The sequence below is a fragment of the Bacillus sp. UNC437CL72CviS29 genome (genome assembly GCF_000482345.1).
Classification (GTDB): domain Bacteria; phylum Bacillota; class Bacilli; order Bacillales; family Bacillaceae_G; genus Bacillus_A; species Bacillus_A arachidis.
Window position 1 is genome coordinate 60,004 of sequence record NZ_KI535304.1, and the last position, 16,734, is coordinate 76,737.

A 16,734-nucleotide genomic window follows, 5' to 3' on the forward strand; every position below is an offset into this window, starting at 1 on the left:
GATACAATAAAAAGACGACAAGACTTCTTTGACTTGATATCTTGTCAGTCGTTATAGTCAAATTGTGGGGCAAACGCCCTTATTTTTAGAGTGAAGGGAATGGAACGAACATGCAAGGAAGAGTAAAATGGTTTAATGCAGAAAAAGGATTTGGATTTATTGAGCGTGAAGAAGGTGATGATGTTTTTGTTCATTTTTCTGCAATTCAACAAGATGGGTATAAATCGTTAGAAGAGGGGCAAAAAGTAGAATTTGATATTGTAGATGGTGCGCGTGGACCACAGGCAGCGAATGTTGTGAAATTATAATGTTGAACGAAGAGTTTTGTGAGAAACATAGAGCTGCGGTTGTGGAAACGGTTTATATAGAGTGAATTTGGACTTTCAACATATAAATTGCGGCTATGAAGAACAGAAGGAGGCTTTCACCTATAGAGTCTCTTTCTGTTTTTTTTGTTGCGTGGCAGGGGGCTACAAAAGTTGTCAAAAAGTTGTTTCTTTTCTGTAACGAATTGTCCATACTTATATTCGTTATTTACGATGCAAATAGGGTAAAATGTAAATAGAAACGATGCATCTTTTCTTTTCAACAAAAAACGATAATAAATTGCAATTTCGCTAACTTTTTTAAAAAGTTAGAAGGAGTTTTTAAGCCGGTGTCGAAATTATATACATAGGCTTGAAAGGAGGAATTCATCTATGAAATTCAACATTCGTGGTGAAAATATTGAAGTAACTCCAGCATTAAAGGAATATGTAGAGAAAAAACTTAGCAAATTAGAACGTTATTTTGATGCATTCCCAGAGATTAGAGTTAATTTAAAAGTATACTCTGAGAAACAACGTGTCGAGGTAACAATCCCATTCACAGATTTATTACTTCGAGCTGAAGAAACTCATAGCGATATGTACGCTGCAATTGATTTAGTAGTTGATAAAATTGAGCGACAAATTCGTAAACATAAAACAAAAGTAAATCGTAAATTACGTGAAAAAGGTTCTGTTAAATCTGCATTTATTCTTACAGAGCCAGCGGCTACTCAAGAAGAAGTGCAAGAGGATGAATTAGAACTTGTACGTACAAAACGATTTGATTTAAAACCAATGGACGTAGAAGAAGCTATTTTACAAATGGATATGTTAGGGCATAACTTCTTCGTCTTCACAAATGCCGATACAAATGAAACAAATGTTGTATATGGCCGTAAAGATGGAAAATATGGAGTAATTGAAACAAAATAATAAATAGAAAACGTAGCTGTAAAAGGCTACGTTTTTTTTATTTGATACGAAAGTCTTTCATTCTTTACTCTGTTATTGTGGGAAAGAGCTATCCTAGGAATCGAAACGTTCTATAACCCCCTTTATTGATCAAAGTTTCAGCTAATTTAGGCCATGCGCTTGGCCAGTTGTTGTCATAGTTATAAAACAAGTGTTACAATTATCATTAGGTTTATACATTTGTTTTTTTATTAGGAGAGAAATTGGCAGTGAATAAATTAGATCTTTATAACGACTGATTCGTGAGCAGAAATATAGAGCACGATCGGAAGTTTTATTTTAATAAAAGAGGAGCGTATTTCCTATGATCGGTATTTTAAAAAAGGTGTTTGATGTAAACCAGCGCCAAATTAAACGTATGCAGAAAATTGTGGATCAAATAGAAGGTTTAGAATCATCTATTAAACCATTAACGGATGAGCAGTTAAAAGGGAAAACAATTGAATTTAAAGAACGCCTTACGAAAGGTGAGACAGTAGACGATTTATTACCAGAAGCGTTTGCGGTTGTTCGTGAAGCGGCGACACGTGTTCTTGGTATGCGCCCTTATCCTGTCCAATTAATGGGTGGTATTGCCTTACATGAAGGAAATATTTCTGAGATGAAAACAGGGGAAGGTAAAACATTAACTTCTACTTTACCAGTTTATCTGAATGCTTTAACAGGTAAAGGTGTTCATGTTGTTACAGTCAATGAATACTTAGCACAGCGTGACGCGAATGAAATGGGACAACTTCATGAGTTCCTAGGTTTAACAGTAGGAATTAACTTAAATAGTATGTCACGTGAGGAAAAGCAAGCTGCTTACGCTGCTGATATCACATATAGTACAAATAACGAGCTTGGTTTTGACTATTTACGCGATAATATGGTGCTGTATAAAGAACAGTGTGTTCAGCGTCCGCTTCATTTCGCAATTATTGATGAGGTCGATTCCATCTTAGTGGATGAAGCGCGTACGCCTCTTATCATTTCTGGACAAGCACAAAAATCAACAGAACTATATATTTTTGCAAATGCCTTTATTCGTACGTTAGAAAACGAAAAAGATTACTCCTTTGACGTGAAAACGAAAAATGTCATGTTGACAGAAGACGGGATTACGAGGGCAGAGAAATCTTTCCATATTGAAAACTTATTCGATTTAAAACATGTTGCACTTCTTCATCATATTAATCAAGCGCTTCGTGCACACGTTGTTATGCACCGCGATACAGATTATGTTGTACAAGAAGGTGAAATTGTAATTGTTGACCAATTCACTGGTCGTCTTATGAAAGGTCGTCGCTATAGTGAGGGCTTGCACCAAGCGATTGAAGCAAAAGAAGGCGTTGACATTCAAAATGAAAGTATGACGTTAGCGACAATTACGTTCCAAAACTACTTCCGTATGTACGAAAAGCTATCAGGTATGACTGGTACAGCGAAAACGGAAGAAGAGGAATTCCGTAACATTTATAATATGAATGTTATCGTAATCCCAACAAACAGACCGATTGTTCGTGATGACCGTGCGGATTTAATTTTTAAAACGATGGAAGGTAAGTTCAATGCAGTTGTTGAGGATATTGTAAAACGCCATAAACAAGGTCAACCAGTTCTTGTTGGTACAGTTGCAATTGAAACATCTGAACTTATTTCAAATATGTTAACACGTAAAGGTGTACGTCATAATGTCTTGAATGCGAAAAATCATGCGCGTGAAGCTGATATTATTACAGAAGCAGGATTTAAAGGTTCTGTAACGATTGCGACAAACATGGCTGGCCGTGGTACAGACATTAAGTTAGGCGAAGGTGTAAAAGAAGCTGGAGGTCTAGCGGTTATCGGTACAGAACGTCATGAAAGCCGTCGTATTGACAATCAGTTACGTGGTCGTGCTGGTCGTCAAGGGGACCCTGGTGTGACGCAGTTCTACTTATCAATGGAAGATGAACTAATGCGCCGCTTTGGTTCTGATAATATGAAAGCAATGATGGATCGTCTTGGTATGGATGATTCACAGCCAATTGAAAGTAAAATGGTATCTCGTGCGGTAGAATCTGCGCAAAAACGCGTAGAAGGAAACAACTACGATGCACGTAAACAACTGCTGCAATATGACGATGTACTTCGCCAACAACGTGAAGTTATTTATAAACAACGTCAAGAAGTAATGGAATCTGAAAACTTAAGAGGCATTATCGAAGGTATGATGAAATCTACTGTAGAACGTGCTATCGCCCTTCATACGCAAGATGAAATTGAAGAGGATTGGAACATTAAAGGTCTGATTGACTACTTAAATACAAACCTTCTTGAGGAAGGTGATATTAAAGAAGAAGAATTACGTCGTCTTGCGCCAGAGGAAATGAGTGAACCGATCATTACGAAGTTAATTGCGCGTTATGATGAAAAAGAAAAACTTCTACCAGAAGAACAAATGCGTGAATTTGAAAAGGTTGTTGTATTCCGCGTTGTAGATACGAAATGGATGGATCATATCGATGCGATGGATCATCTTCGTGAAGGTATTCATTTACGTGCTTACGGTCAAATTGACCCACTTCGTGAATACCAAATGGAAGGGTTCGCAATGTTTGAATCAATGATTGCTTCCATTGAGGAAGAAATTTCTCGTTACATCATAAAAGCAGAAATCGAACAAAATTTAGAGCGCCAAGAAGTAGCACAAGGCGAAGCGATTCACCCAAAAGATGACGGTGAAGAAGTGAAAAAGAAACCGGTTGTAAAAGGTGACCAAGTCGGACGTAACGATCTATGCAAATGTGGTAGCGGCAAAAAATATAAAAACTGCTGTGGAATTGGGAAATAAAGAAAAGCGAAGTCGGCTCGTTTAAAATCGATCTTCCATGAAATTTTATTTTCCAAATGGAAAAGTTTTAAGAATATCCATATAATAAAAAGGGACAAACTCTCTCTGTACAAGCGGAGGGAGTTTCCCTTGTTTTATATAAAAGCGAAAGCAATTACATAGAGGTGAAGAGCATGGAACTAGTAGAAATTAGGCAAGAATTAGAGAAAATGGCTAAGAGATTAGCGGCTTTTAGGGGGTCTCTTTGACCTTCCTGCAAAAGAAAATCGCATTGCAGAATTAGAAGAAACAATGATGGGTGCAGGCTTTTGGGATGACCAACAAGGTGCACAAGTAGTAATTAATGAAGCGAATGCGTTAAAAGAAATGGTTGGGAAGTTTCGTCAGTTAGATGAAACATTTGAAAATTTAGAAGTGACACATGAACTTTTAAAAGAAGAATATGATAAGGATTTACATGAAGAATTAGAATCTGAAGTGAAATCTTTAGTTCAAGAAATGAATGAGTACGAGCTTCAGCTATTACTAAGCGATCCTTATGATAAAAATAATGCAATTTTAGAGCTACATCCAGGTGCTGGTGGAACAGAATCACAAGACTGGGGTTCTATGCTATTACGTATGTATACACGCTGGGCTGAAAAGCGCGGATTTAAAGTAGATACAGTTGATTATTTACCAGGGGATGAAGCGGGAATTAAAAGCGTAACATTATTAATTAAAGGTCATAATGCATATGGCTATTTGAAAGCGGAGAAAGGTGTACATCGTCTTGTGCGGATTTCACCGTTCGATTCTTCAGGTCGTCGTCATACATCGTTCGTATCTTGTGAAGTTGTACCTGAATTTAATGATGATATTGAGATTGAAGTGCGTACGGAAGATTTAAAAATAGATACGTACCGTGCAAGTGGTGCGGGTGGACAGCACGTTAATACGACAGATTCTGCAGTTCGTATTACACATACTCCAACGAATACGGTTGTAACATGTCAATCAGAGCGTTCACAAATTAAAAACCGTGAACATGCGATGAAAATGTTAAAGGCAAAATTATATCAAAAGAAATTAGAAGAGCAGCAAGCAGAGTTGAATGAAATCCGTGGTGAACAAAAAGATATTGGTTGGGGTAGTCAAATTCGTTCTTACGTATTCCACCCATACTCTCTAGTGAAAGACCATCGTACAAATACGGAAGTTGGTAATGTACAAGCGGTTATGGATGGAGAAATTGATCCATTTATTGATGCGTATTTACGCTCTCGTATTTCTTAAGAAAAAAGCCAACGGAATGTTGGCCTATCGGTGAGGGAATAGAGGGTATAAAGAGGTATATCTTGTCTGTATTGATAAGAGAAGGAGGAAGAGAAGTTGAGTGACAACTTCTCTTTTTAATGGGCTTAATTTTATAATACAAGGCCGTATATTGTTTTGTAAAAAGTAGAAAATATAAGAATCGAGCTATACATGATAAGGAAAATAGATAGGATTTTTTCTTTTCTGCTTTGTAAAAACAGTATCTTTATAGTAATTTACATTTGTTCACAGAATTGAAACAATTGGTGAAAGCTTTATATGAATAGGGTTCTTAATCGATTTGTAAAAAATATCCTATGAAGGATGGTTTTTCTATAAAGGGATAATTATTATAATGGCAAGTGAGAGCTATATGAAAGTATGGCTATATCAGTAATAAGAAGGATATCAACAATGGGGAGCGATATACATGAAAAAGAAATTGTTGGCTATTGCATTAGGAACATCATTAGCTCTTACTGTGGGAGCATGCGGAAAGAAAGAGGAAAATAAGTCTTCTAATCAATCTGCAAGTACAGATAGTGCAGAGCAAATTTTCAAAAAAAGTTGTGCAGGGTGTCATGCTAACGATTTATCTGGTGCAACTGGGCCCGATTTACGAAAAGTAGGCGGTAAATACGACGCGGCGGAGATTGAAAATATTATCCAAAAAGGGCGCGGGGCAATGTCACCGGGACTTATTCAAGGTGAAGATGCAAAAAAAGTATCAGAATGGTTAGCAGAACATAAATAAAAAAGCGCAGGCGGTTTGTTCAGAATAGGAAGAAGTGAGGTTGCCGACTATTCTAGCTGCTAGAGCTAAACAAAAGAAAAGCGGAAGAGGCCAAGATAATGGCCTTTTTCGTATTTCTTTTGTGATGTAACACAACTGTAACAAAAATGTATCCGAATTGGAAACTGAATGATGTTACAATGTAGTTTGTAGAATTTTGCTGAAACATGTACATAAGCAGCAGTGATAGACTGTAAATGCTATCGCTGTTATTTTGAAACAACAGAAATACTTCTATAAGATTTGTAGTACAACAGAATGTGAGTAAGGGTGAAAGCTGTTGCTTTCATGTTCAGATAGACAGAAAAAGTATGTCGAAAAAAAATCATTAAGTATTGGGTGATAAATAATGATAAAAATGACGAGTGTTTATAAGGAGTATCCAAATGGTATGAAAGCCATCAATGGACTCACAGTTAACATTAAGCAGGGTGAATTTGTATACGTAGTTGGACCGAGTGGAGCCGGGAAATCTACATTTATTAAGATGATGTATCGTGAAGAAAAACCAACAACAGGATCTATCAATGTGAATGGCCTTGTAATTGAATCGTTAGCAGAGCGAGATGTACCGTATTTTCGTCGTCAGCTAGGCGTAATTTTCCAAGACTTTAAATTGCTACCTAAATTAACGGTATATGAGAATGTAGCGTTTGCTTTAGAAGTAATTGAAGAAGAACCTGAAGCAATTCGTGAGCGTGTTACTGAAGTATTGGGTCTTGTAGGTCTTGAAGATCGTGCGGATGCACTTCCAAATGAGCTTTCTGGTGGAGAACAACAGCGTGTGGCGATTGCAAGAGCAATTGTAAATAAGCCAAAAGTTGTAATTGCCGATGAACCGACAGGAAACTTAGATATTGATACAGCGCTTGATATTATGAGTATCTTTAAACGCATTAATGAGCGCGGTACAACAATTGTTATGGCAACGCATAACGCAGATATCGTAAATACAATTCGTCATCGCGTAATTGCGATTGAAGGCGGAAAAATTGTTCGAGATGAGATTGAGGGAGGATACGGATATGAAGAATAAAACCCTTAGTCGACATTTGCGAGAAGGTGTAAAAAATCTATCCCGTAACGGATGGATGACGTTTGCTTCTGTAAGTGCAGTAACAGTTACACTATTACTTGTAGGTGTCTTTTTAACAGCGATTATGAATATGAACCACTTTGCAACGAAAGTGGAGCAAGATGTAGAGATTCGTGTACACATTGATCCAGCAGCAAAAGAAGCTGATCAAAAGAAATTGGAAGAAGATATTAATAAAATTGCAAAAGTAGATTCTGTTAAATATTCTTCTAAAGAAGAAGAATTAAAACGTTTGATTAAAAGCTTAGGTGACAGTGGAAAAACGTTTGAACTATTTGAGCAAGATAATCCACTTAAAAACGTATTTGTTGTAAAAGCGAAAGAACCAACAGATACAGCTACAATCGCGAAAAAAATTGAAAAAATGCAGTTTGTAAGTACAGTTCAATATGGTAAAGGCCAAGTTGAAAAATTATTTGATACTGTAAAAACAGGTCGTAATATTGGGATTCTGTTAATTGCTGGTCTGCTATTCACAGCAATGTTCTTAATCTCTAATACAATCAAAATTACAATTTATGCACGAAGCACAGAGATTGAAATTATGAAACTTGTAGGTGCGACAAACTGGTTTATCCGTTGGCCGTTCTTATTAGAAGGTTTATTCTTAGGGGTACTAGGTTCAATCCTTCCAATTGTCGTGATTTTATCTATTTATAACTCGCTGCAAGGCGTGTTTAACGAGAAGCTGGGCGGCACAATTTTCGAGCTGCTTCCATATAGTCCGTTTGTATTCCAACTTTCCGGTTTATTAGTGTTAATCGGTGCATTAATCGGTATGTGGGGAAGTGTAATGTCAATTCGTCGCTTCTTAAAAGTGTAAAAAGTTGCAAACATAATTCGTACAAGCTTATCATATAGTAGAAATAGGTAAAGGCATCACACAATGTGTGATGCCTTTTGCTACACCACCTGTGTGCTTTGGAAAGGGGAATTCCGCATTGAAACGTAGAGTTGCGATTATTGGAATGGTTGTTGCATTTTTAATTGGTGCTGGCGGAATGTTTGCGGGTATGTATATGTTTGGGGTTAATCCAGCATATGTGGCGCAAACAATAACAAACGATAGTGCTAGCACAAAGCAAGGAAATTTGGCAAAAATTAATGAGGCGTATGCACTGATTGATTCACGTTATGTGGAAGACGTGAAGGATGAAAAATTAGTTGAGGGTGCAATACAAGGAATGTTGTCTACGCTGAAGGACCCTTATTCCACGTATATGGATAAAGAAACGGCGAAGCAATTTGAGCAATCACTTGATCCTGAGCTCGAAGGTATTGGTGCTGAGGTGAACAAAACGGAGGGCAAGCTTATTATTGTATCTCCAATTAAAGGTTCACCAGCAGAAAAAGCAGGCATTAAACCGAACGATCAAATTTTATCGGTAGATGGAAACAGTGTAAAAGATTTATCACGTGAAGAAGCAGTCTTGAAAATTCGTGGTAAGAAAGGAACGGACGTTACACTTGAGATAAAACGTCCAGGAGTGGCAGATCCATTAGAATTTAAAATTAAACGTGAAAAAATCCCAATTTTCACTGTGTTTAGTTCTGTAAAAGAAGAGAAGGGGAAAAATATTGGTTATATCCAAATTACATCTTTCTCTGAAAATACAGCAAAAGAATTTAAAGATCAATTAAAAGAGCTTGAAAAGAAAGAGATAAAAGGCCTTATCATTGATGTGCGTGGCAATCCTGGAGGTTACTTAAATAGTGTACAAGATATTTTAGGATTAATCATGACAGACAAAAAGCCAATGATGCAAGTTGAACAACGAGATGGTGAGAAAAAGAAATTCTCAACTTCATTAAAAGAGAGAAAGCCATACCCGATTTCAGTATTAATTGATAAAGGAAGCGCATCGGCTTCAGAAATTTTAGCAGGTGCATTACAAGAAGGCGAAGGATATGATTTAGTTGGTGAAAAAACATTTGGAAAAGGCACTGTTCAGCAAGCTGTTCCATTTAAAGATGGTAGCAATATTAAATTGACAATGTTTAAATGGCTTACACCAGACGGCAATTGGATTCATAAAAAAGGAATTTCCCCAACAGTGGAAGTGAAACAGCCAGATTATTATCATGCAACGCCAATTCAAATTGAGAAAACACTTTCGTATAACTCAAATGATGTCCAAGTGAAACATGCACAAGAGATGTTGAAGAGCTTAGGATATGTACCTGGACGTGAGGATGGTTATTTCAGTAAGGAAACGGAATCAGCGCTAAAAGCCTTCCAAAATGCAAATGAAATGGAAGCGACAGGTCAGCTTGATAAAAAGACAGCTGAAGCGCTACAAAATAAAATCATTGAAAAGATTCGCTCTGGTGAAAATGATCTGCAATTACAGGCAGCATTAAAATTAATGGCGAAATAAGAAGAAATGCAGGCATGTTATTGCCTGTATTTTTTTGTGCGTGTTAAACAAACGTTTGATTAGTTGTGATAAGATAAAAAGAAATGATAAATGGTGGTGAAACAGTTCGTGGAGGCGTGGTTTTTTGAAATAATGCGAGCAGTTGGGCGTTTTTTCTTACACCCTGCTGTTTATGTATTTTTAATAAGCAGTGTGTTTGTTGGATATTTACGCGTATTACGAGAGAGAAAAGATTTTTCCTTTAAAGTATATGATATTTGGTTTGAACTGCGAACATCTTGGTTTGCAGGAGTTGGATACGGACTGCTTGTATCTGCCATTACAATTGGAGCAGGGTTGGTATTATCAGAGGCGAGTATATGGATGATTTTAATTTGGACACTCGTATTTGGACTAGCTGCTCAGTATAGATATTTATCTGCTGCTTACACATTTGGCGCGGCGATTGTAGCAGCTATATTGTCTTCTAAGCTGCCAATCTCTTTCTTACAGCTTGGGGAAGGAGAAAAGAGTACAATCGCATCACTTGCCATTTTACTTGGCTTGATGCTAGTAGTAGAAGGGTTATTAATTTCGAAAAATGCAGTGCGATACTCAACGCCAAAAATGCGTAAAGGAAAGCGCGGTTTAAATATTGGACTGCATGAATCAAAGCGTTTATGGCTTGTTCCGATTTTTATTCTCGTGCCGGGAGATGCTGTTACACAATTTGTTTCGTGGTGGCCAGTTGTTTCTGTTGGCTCACAAACGTATTCCTTATTCCTTGTACCATTTTTAATTGGCTTTATGCGAACAATTAGAAGTGAGGAACCAAAGGAAGCGTTATTATTTACAGGAAGACGTATATTTGGATTAGCGACTGTTGTTCTTATTTTAGGTGTTGTGAGCTATTGGTGGCCAGTTGTAGCGATTGTTGCAATGGGAGCGGCAATGCTTGGACGATTCACAATTGCAATGAGAGAACGAATTGCTGATGAAACGCGTCCAGCATATTTTGCAGCGCGCGATGATGGATTAGTAGTGTTAGGCACGATCCCGAATACAGTCGGTGCAGAATTGAATCTGAAACCAGGAGAGGTTATTACGAAAGTAAACGGCGTGATTCCTAAAAGTACAGAGGAGTTTTATGATGCGCTGCAGTCCAAGACGACAGGGGCATTTTGTAAGTTAGAAGTACTTGATACAAAAGGTGAGCTTCGCCTTGCTCAAACAGCGCTATATGCAGGTGGACATCATGAATTAGGCATTGTGTTTGTGGAGCAAGATCATAAGTGGGATACGGAAGCTGTGTAATTCTATGATTTTTTATAATAAGATAGAATTGTTTCAAAATTAATTGGAACTATTTCGTGATTGTGATTAGCACGTTTTTCTATAATTAGTAAACCAGAAAATACAAACTGAATGAAATCTAGCTTTGAACTGTACCCCCAATCGTGGACACTTAAAAAGTCCATGATTGGGGGTTTTTGTATATTTTTATAAGCAATCTTCATGATATAAGTGGGGTATGGAAAATGAGTAAAATTATTTTTTAACTTGATGGCGATGTGCCATGTCCCTATGACCTTTTGCACGTGTCTTGGTGGAGCATATTGAAATAAATAAGATAGATTATTTGATTAAAGTGTTACTTTAGGTATATATACTATAATATAGACAGAGTAACATGCATAGAAAGGAACGATGAAATATGCCAAAGCAACAAATTGGAGTTGTTGGTGTGGGCGTTATGGGAAAAAGCCTCGCACTTAACTTTGAGAGTAAAGGGTATTCTGTTGCCCTATATGATATTTCAAAGGAAAAAGTAAATGAAATCATTGAGGAAAATCGTGGTAAAAACATGGTTGGTACTCATATGGTTGAAGAGTTTGTTAACTCACTTGAATCACCTAGAAAGATTTTACTAATGGTTAATGCAGGGGAAATTACAGATAAGGCGATTGATTCTCTGCTTCCTCACCTTGATAAAGGTGATATTTTAATTGACGGCGGTAATACATACTTTATCGATACAGTTCGCCGAAACAAACGTCTTGCCGAAGAAGGAATCAATTTCATCGGAGCAGGTGTGTCAGGCGGAGAAGAGGGTGCATTGAAGGGACCGTCTATTATGCCGGGCGGACAGAAGGATGCATACGAAAAAGTGAAGGATATGCTTGAAAATATCTCTGCAAAAGTGAATGACGAGCCTTGTTGTTCTTATATCGGACCTAATGGGGCAGGCCACTATGTAAAGATGGTTCATAACGGTATTGAGTATGGAGATATGCAATTAATTTGTGAAGCATATTTCTTCTTGAAACAAACACTGGATTTGACTGCAGAAGAGTTTCATGAAATATTTGCTGAATGGAATAAGGGCGAACTGAACAGCTATCTAATCGAGATTACAGCAGACATCTTCACGAAGAAAGATGAAGAAACGGGCAAGCCATTAGTGGATGTTATTCTTGATACTGCGGGACAAAAGGGTACAGGGAAATGGACAAGCCAAAGCGCACTTGATTTAGGTATATCTCTCCCTATTATCACGGAATCTGTATTTGCGCGTTGTATTTCTGCTTTAAAAGAAGAGCGTGTGAACGCAAGCAAAGTTTTATCTGGACCTAAAGATAAAGCAGCACTTGGAATTGAAAAAGCCGAATTAATTGAAGCAGTGCGCCAAGCTTTATATATGAGTAAAATTTGTTCTTATGCACAAGGATTCACGCAATTGAAGGCAGCTTCTGAGGAATATGATTGGAACCTTGATTTTGGCAGCATTTCTATGCTTTGGAGAGGCGGATGTATTATTCGTGCAGCCTTTTTACAAAACATTAAAGAGGCTTATGAGACAAACGCTGACTTACCAAACCTTTTACTTGACCCATACTTTAAAGAAATTGTGGAGTCATACCAAGGCGGATTACGTCAAATTATCGCAGTGGCTGTACAACAAGGTATTCCAGTTCCTGCATTTTCAGCGGCAATTTCGTATTATGACAGCTATCGTACTGCAACACTACCTGCAAACTTGTTACAAGCACAGCGCGATTATTTTGGAGCACATACGTATAAACGAGTAGATAAAGAAGGTACATTCCATACAAAATGGATATAAAATAAAGTGGAAGTGGCTCGTCCAGAATGTGAGGGGGATGGAGCTTCTGACGTAGAGGTGTTTTTTACCTCGCAGGAAGAAGCGAAGCCACCGAATATTCTAGCCACTGGAACTGGACAATAAAGAAAAGCGGAAGCGGCTCGCTCAGAATCGCAGGACGCCCACGCCCCGACAGAGAGGCGCTTTTTGCCTCGTCCGAGGGGCGAAACGACCGGAGATTCTAGCCGCTAGAGCTGGACAATGCTTTTGCTGAATTTTGAGGTGGGAGTATTACTGCCCGCGAATAGCGGTAAAAAATGGACCAAGATTGATATCTTGGTCCATTTTTTATTGGAATAATAGCACACGCGCTGGTGATGCATCTGTACCCATTAGTTTTAATGGAGCTGCAACCATAAAGTATGTTCCCGCTTCTACTTCTTTAAATGTTAATCCTTCGATTACAATAATATCGTGTGCAAATAGTGTTTTATGGGTTGGGTGACCTTCTTGGGCACGTTCAACACCTAATGCATCAATGCCCACACCGCGAATCCCTTTTTCAGCAAGCAGTTTCGCGCCGCTTTCAGCTAAATAAATAAATTCGAAGTTAAATCCTTCATCAAAGGAGTTCTTTGTTTTAAATAAAACAAAATCCCCTTTTTGAATATCGAAGTCTTTCAGGTCTTCAGCAGTAATGCCACTATCAACATGAGTTAAGTCAAAAACCTTTGCTTCGCCTACTAATTTTTCAATATCAAGTGTTTCAAACGTATCCCCGTCATTTATCATGTGCAAAGGCGCATCAATATGCGTTCCTGTATGAGCATCCATTTTTAATGTGGATTCTGTTACATGACCGTTTGTAACTTTGGAAAGTTGAGGCTGTTTCTCTGGTTTATTTTTATATACAGGCATTCCTTCGTAAATAGGTACTGTAATATCATATACTTTTTTCATAAGAATTCCCCTTTGCTTAGATTGAGTAGTCACTATCATCTGAAATAGGCCACCATTGGAAGCTATTTTCCGCAAGTAAATCATCAGAAGCTTGTGGTCCCATTGAGCCTGATTCGTAAGTAAGTAAATCTGTTGATACATCCTGTTGCCATGCTTTAGAAATAACATCAACAAATTTCCATGACAATGCTACTTCATCCCAGTGAGTGAAGTTTGTTGAATCGCCTTGAATTGCATCATATAGAAGTTTCTCGTAAGCTTCCGGTGTATTTACTCCGTCTATGCAGTCATTGCAGTAATCAAGCTTAAATGGTGTTGTTCTTTCAGAAGTACCAATTTTTTTACCATTTAAAACAAGAGAAATCCCTTCATCCGGCTGAATATGAATAATAAGCAGGTTTGGCTGAACGTTGTTTTCTGATTTAGAATATAAATTCATTGGCAATTCTTTAAACTGAATGACAATTTTTGTTGATTTTTCTTGCATGCGTTTCCCTGTACGAATGTAGAACGGCACACCTGCCCAGCGGAAATTATCTATTAATAATTTACCTGCTACAAATGTTTCTGTTCTTGAGTTTGGATCGACTTTACTTTCGCTTCTGTACCCAGGAACTTCTTTTCCATTGATTGTTCCTGGTCCATACTGACTTCTTACAAAATATTGATCAACTTCTTCTACTGTTATCGGTCGAAGTGCACGCAATACTTTAATTTTTTCGCTTCGGATTTCTTCTGTTGTTAAGCGAATTGGTGGTTCCATCGCCAGTAACGCAACCATTTGTAACATATGGTTTTGTACCATATCTCTTAAAGCACCAGAATGGTCATAATAACCTCCGCGGTCCTCTACACCTAAAGATTCACTGGATGTAACTTGAATATTAGAGATGTACTTATTGTTCCATAGTGATTCAAATATTGCATTTGCAAAACGAATGACACCAATATTTTGAACCATTTCTTTTCCTAGATAATGGTCAATACGATAAATCTCGTCTTCCGTAAATGCTTGACGAAGTTTGTCGTTTAATATTTGTGCAGATGAAAAGTCATTTCCAAAAGGCTTTTCAATAATCAATCGATTCCAACCGTTTGAGTTTGTCACACCTTCTGATTTCAAGTAAGAAGCGATTGTTCCGAAAAATTCAGGAGCCATCGCCATATAAAACATTCTGTTTCCTGGAATATTGAATTGTTCTTCTAGGTTAATAAGTAACGTGTTTAAATCTTGGTATGAAGCAGTATTCGTAACATCAAACGCTAAGTAGTGGAAATGAGTTAAAAATTCTTCTAAATCATCCCCTGGTTTAATTTTTGATTCTTGAATAGAGGAAAATACATTTTCACGAAATACATCATTGCTCCATTCACGTCTCGCCACACCAACAACAGCGAAATTTTTAGAGAGATGTCCTTTTTTATATAGGCTATATATAGAAGGGAATAATTTCCTCTTTGCTAAATCGCCTGTTGCTCCAAATATAACCATCGTGCAGTGTGTATTGTCATTCTTGTTCACTGGGTACCCTCACCTTTATCAATGTATAAATACTATCACAGAAGATTTTAACATAATTCGAAAGAAGTCTCCTACTTTTAAGTATGTGTAAGAAAGTAAGAATAAATCTTTTAAATTATTTTAAGATGAAGATTATAGAAAATCAAAAGAAGAGCATGAAATCATTAATACAATGTAGTGTAGTTATTTTGAAGTTGGCGTAATGAGAAAGAAATAAAGTGAAACTTCCGTCAGTGGGAATCGTACTGCCCATGAATGGCGGGATAAAAACCTGCAATTGTAGGAATTAAGACGGAAGAGTTGGGGAAATTAGGAGAGCCGATAGATTTCTGGTACAACGAAATACATTGTGCTATGATATGGAGAAATATAGAATAAAGCCATGTAACGGAGGGGTTTTTTTGCCACATATTGTATTTCGTGGAATTACTACTGAGCAATTAAAGAGTATAAGCAAACCATTAGTAGAAGAGCTCGCAGAGATTTGTGAGTGTGGTACGGATAATTTTACGTTGGAACTACCAAGTTCTACATTTGTATACAATGGGGAAGAAATAGAGGCATTCCCTCTTATTGAAGTAAAATGGTTCGAGCGTGGACAGGAAATTCGTAATCGATTTGCCAATGCCATTACTACATATTTAATGGGTTTTGGACTTCCTGAAGTAGAGGTTGTGTTTACGGTTTTCACAGAGTCAGCGTATTATATTAACGGAAAGCATTGCGCAAGTTAAGGCTTATGTAACATTGATAAACTTATATACATAGGAGGAGATATATTATGATCGTAACAACAACTTCTACTATTCAAGGGAAAGAAATTATTGAGTATATTGACATTGTTAATGGTGAAGCAATTATGGGTGCAAATATCGTCCGCGACTTATTTGCTTCTGTTCGTGACGTTGTCGGTGGCCGTTCTGGTGCATACGAAAGTAAACTAAAAGAAGCACGTGACATTGCGATGGAAGAGATGAAATCTCTTGCGAAGCAAAAAGGTGCAAATGCGATTGTAGGTATTGACGTGGATTATGAAGTAGTTCGTGAAGGGATGCTAATGGTTGCAGTAAGTGGAACTGCTGTCCGTATATAGCATATAAAGAAAGAAGTCGTGCTCATTGCACGGCTTTTTTGTGTTTACAAATGTCTTATATTGTAGAAACTCTGATATATTTAGGGCACCCTAGCATGTCGAATCATCGATATTTCTTGGGAAATGGCAAAGGCCTCGTCGATATATAGGGAAGACATTAGAGTGCTTCCTTCTGGAGTTTCGTACAGTTGCGGCTCGATTTCTAAGCAGCGTAGCATTCTTGTAGTCCCTTCTAAATTTAAGTCAAACTGTAATTGCATTTGAATGAGTTCAACCTTTTGGATAGCACTCTGATCAAAGTCACGATAACTATTCGGAAGTCGTTTAGAAGGTAATCATCCTTTTTCTTCATAATGTCTAAGTGAACGTTCCCTGGTATATGTTTGTTTTGATAATTCTCCAATCTGCAATGTTTTTTA

General features: G+C 37.5%; 14 protein-coding genes and 1 pseudogene. 12 read left to right on the forward strand and 3 right to left on the reverse strand.

Features of this window, described 5'->3' with window-relative positions:
• The first annotated feature begins 110 nt into the window (after nucleotides 1-110).
• The 10 genes from cspC (at nucleotide 111) to gndA (ending at nucleotide 12,761) form a co-directional block, all read left to right on the forward strand.
• On the forward strand, nucleotides 111-308 hold the full coding sequence (gene cspC / locus M014_RS0124480) for a cold shock protein CspC (protein ID WP_026594040.1): 198 nt from the start codon (nucleotides 111-113) through the stop codon (nucleotides 306-308).
• A 390-nt stretch (nucleotides 309-698) separates the two neighbouring features.
• The gene (hpf, locus tag M014_RS0124485; RefSeq protein ID WP_026594041.1) at nucleotides 699-1,241 is read left to right on the forward strand and encodes a ribosome hibernation-promoting factor, HPF/YfiA family; all 543 of its coding nucleotides are present in this window, start codon (nucleotides 699-701) and stop codon (nucleotides 1,239-1,241) included.
• A gap of 343 nt (nucleotides 1,242-1,584) precedes the next feature.
• Complete coding sequence (gene secA, locus M014_RS0124490) at nucleotides 1,585-4,095, forward strand: preprotein translocase subunit SecA (protein ID WP_026594042.1); 2,511 nt, start codon at nucleotides 1,585-1,587, stop codon at nucleotides 4,093-4,095.
• Nucleotides 4,096-4,268: 173 nt separating this feature from the next.
• Nucleotides 4,269-5,370, forward strand: a protein-coding gene (prfB, locus tag M014_RS0124495) for a peptide chain release factor 2 (protein ID WP_098302617.1) whose coding sequence is annotated in 2 segments (ribosomal slippage) — nucleotides 4,269-4,340 and nucleotides 4,342-5,370 — 1,101 coding nt in all. Because the reading frame shifts where the segments join, the coding sequence is not laid out codon by codon here.
• A 451-nt stretch (nucleotides 5,371-5,821) separates the two neighbouring features.
• A complete protein-coding gene (cccB, locus tag M014_RS0124500) occupies nucleotides 5,822-6,145 on the forward strand; it encodes a cytochrome c551 (RefSeq protein ID WP_026594044.1) in 324 nt (107 codons plus the stop codon).
• 388 nt (nucleotides 6,146-6,533) lie between these two features.
• Nucleotides 6,534-7,220 carry a cell division ATP-binding protein FtsE gene (gene ftsE / locus M014_RS0124510; protein ID WP_081811123.1) on the forward strand — a complete coding sequence of 229 codons (687 nt, stop codon included), beginning with the start codon at nucleotides 6,534-6,536 and terminating at the stop codon, nucleotides 7,218-7,220.
• Nucleotides 7,210-8,103 (forward strand): permease-like cell division protein FtsX, encoded by an 894-nt coding sequence (gene ftsX, locus M014_RS0124515; RefSeq protein WP_026594046.1) that lies wholly within the window; start codon nucleotides 7,210-7,212, stop codon nucleotides 8,101-8,103. Before ftsE ends, ftsX begins: the two co-directional genes overlap by 11 nt.
• A gap of 118 nt (nucleotides 8,104-8,221) precedes the next feature.
• Entirely contained in the window at nucleotides 8,222-9,658 is a 1,437-nt protein-coding gene (locus M014_RS0124520) for a S41 family peptidase (protein WP_442852743.1), read from the forward strand.
• 90 nt (nucleotides 9,659-9,748) lie between these two features.
• On the forward strand, nucleotides 9,749-10,951 hold the full coding sequence (locus M014_RS0124525; RefSeq protein ID WP_081811124.1) for a PDZ domain-containing protein: 1,203 nt from the start codon (nucleotides 9,749-9,751) through the stop codon (nucleotides 10,949-10,951).
• Between the two features lie 400 nt (nucleotides 10,952-11,351).
• Nucleotides 11,352-12,761 carry an NADP-dependent phosphogluconate dehydrogenase gene (gene gndA / locus M014_RS0124530; protein WP_026594049.1) on the forward strand — a complete coding sequence of 470 codons (1,410 nt, stop codon included), beginning with the start codon at nucleotides 11,352-11,354 and terminating at the stop codon, nucleotides 12,759-12,761.
• A 327-nt stretch (nucleotides 12,762-13,088) separates the two neighbouring features.
• Here gndA and M014_RS0124540 read toward each other — a convergent pair whose 3' ends face one another.
• Nucleotides 13,089-13,700, reverse strand: coding sequence for a cyclase family protein (locus M014_RS0124540; protein WP_026594051.1), 612 nt, complete (start codon nucleotides 13,698-13,700; stop codon nucleotides 13,089-13,091).
• A gap of 16 nt (nucleotides 13,701-13,716) precedes the next feature.
• Nucleotides 13,717-15,192, reverse strand: a complete 1,476-nt coding sequence (zwf, locus tag M014_RS0124545; RefSeq protein WP_035415762.1) for a glucose-6-phosphate dehydrogenase — start codon at nucleotides 15,190-15,192, stop codon at nucleotides 13,717-13,719.
• Nucleotides 15,193-15,623: 431 nt separating this feature from the next.
• Here zwf and M014_RS0124550 point away from each other — a divergent pair, with 431 nt between their 5' ends.
• Both M014_RS0124550 and M014_RS0124555 read left to right on the forward strand, forming a co-directional pair.
• Nucleotides 15,624-15,956: a DUF1904 family protein gene (locus M014_RS0124550; RefSeq protein WP_026594053.1), complete on the forward strand. Its 333-nt coding sequence runs from the start codon at nucleotides 15,624-15,626 to the stop codon at nucleotides 15,954-15,956.
• Nucleotides 15,957-16,003: 47 nt separating this feature from the next.
• A complete protein-coding gene (locus M014_RS0124555) occupies nucleotides 16,004-16,315 on the forward strand; it encodes a heavy metal-binding domain-containing protein (protein WP_000637524.1) in 312 nt (103 codons plus the stop codon).
• A gap of 80 nt (nucleotides 16,316-16,395) precedes the next feature.
• On the opposite strand, the pseudogene M014_RS30275 reads toward M014_RS0124555, so the two are convergent.
• Nucleotides 16,396-16,725 (reverse strand): annotated as a pseudogene (locus tag M014_RS30275) (MerR family transcriptional regulator).
• Nucleotides 16,726-16,734: the final 9 nt, after the last annotated feature.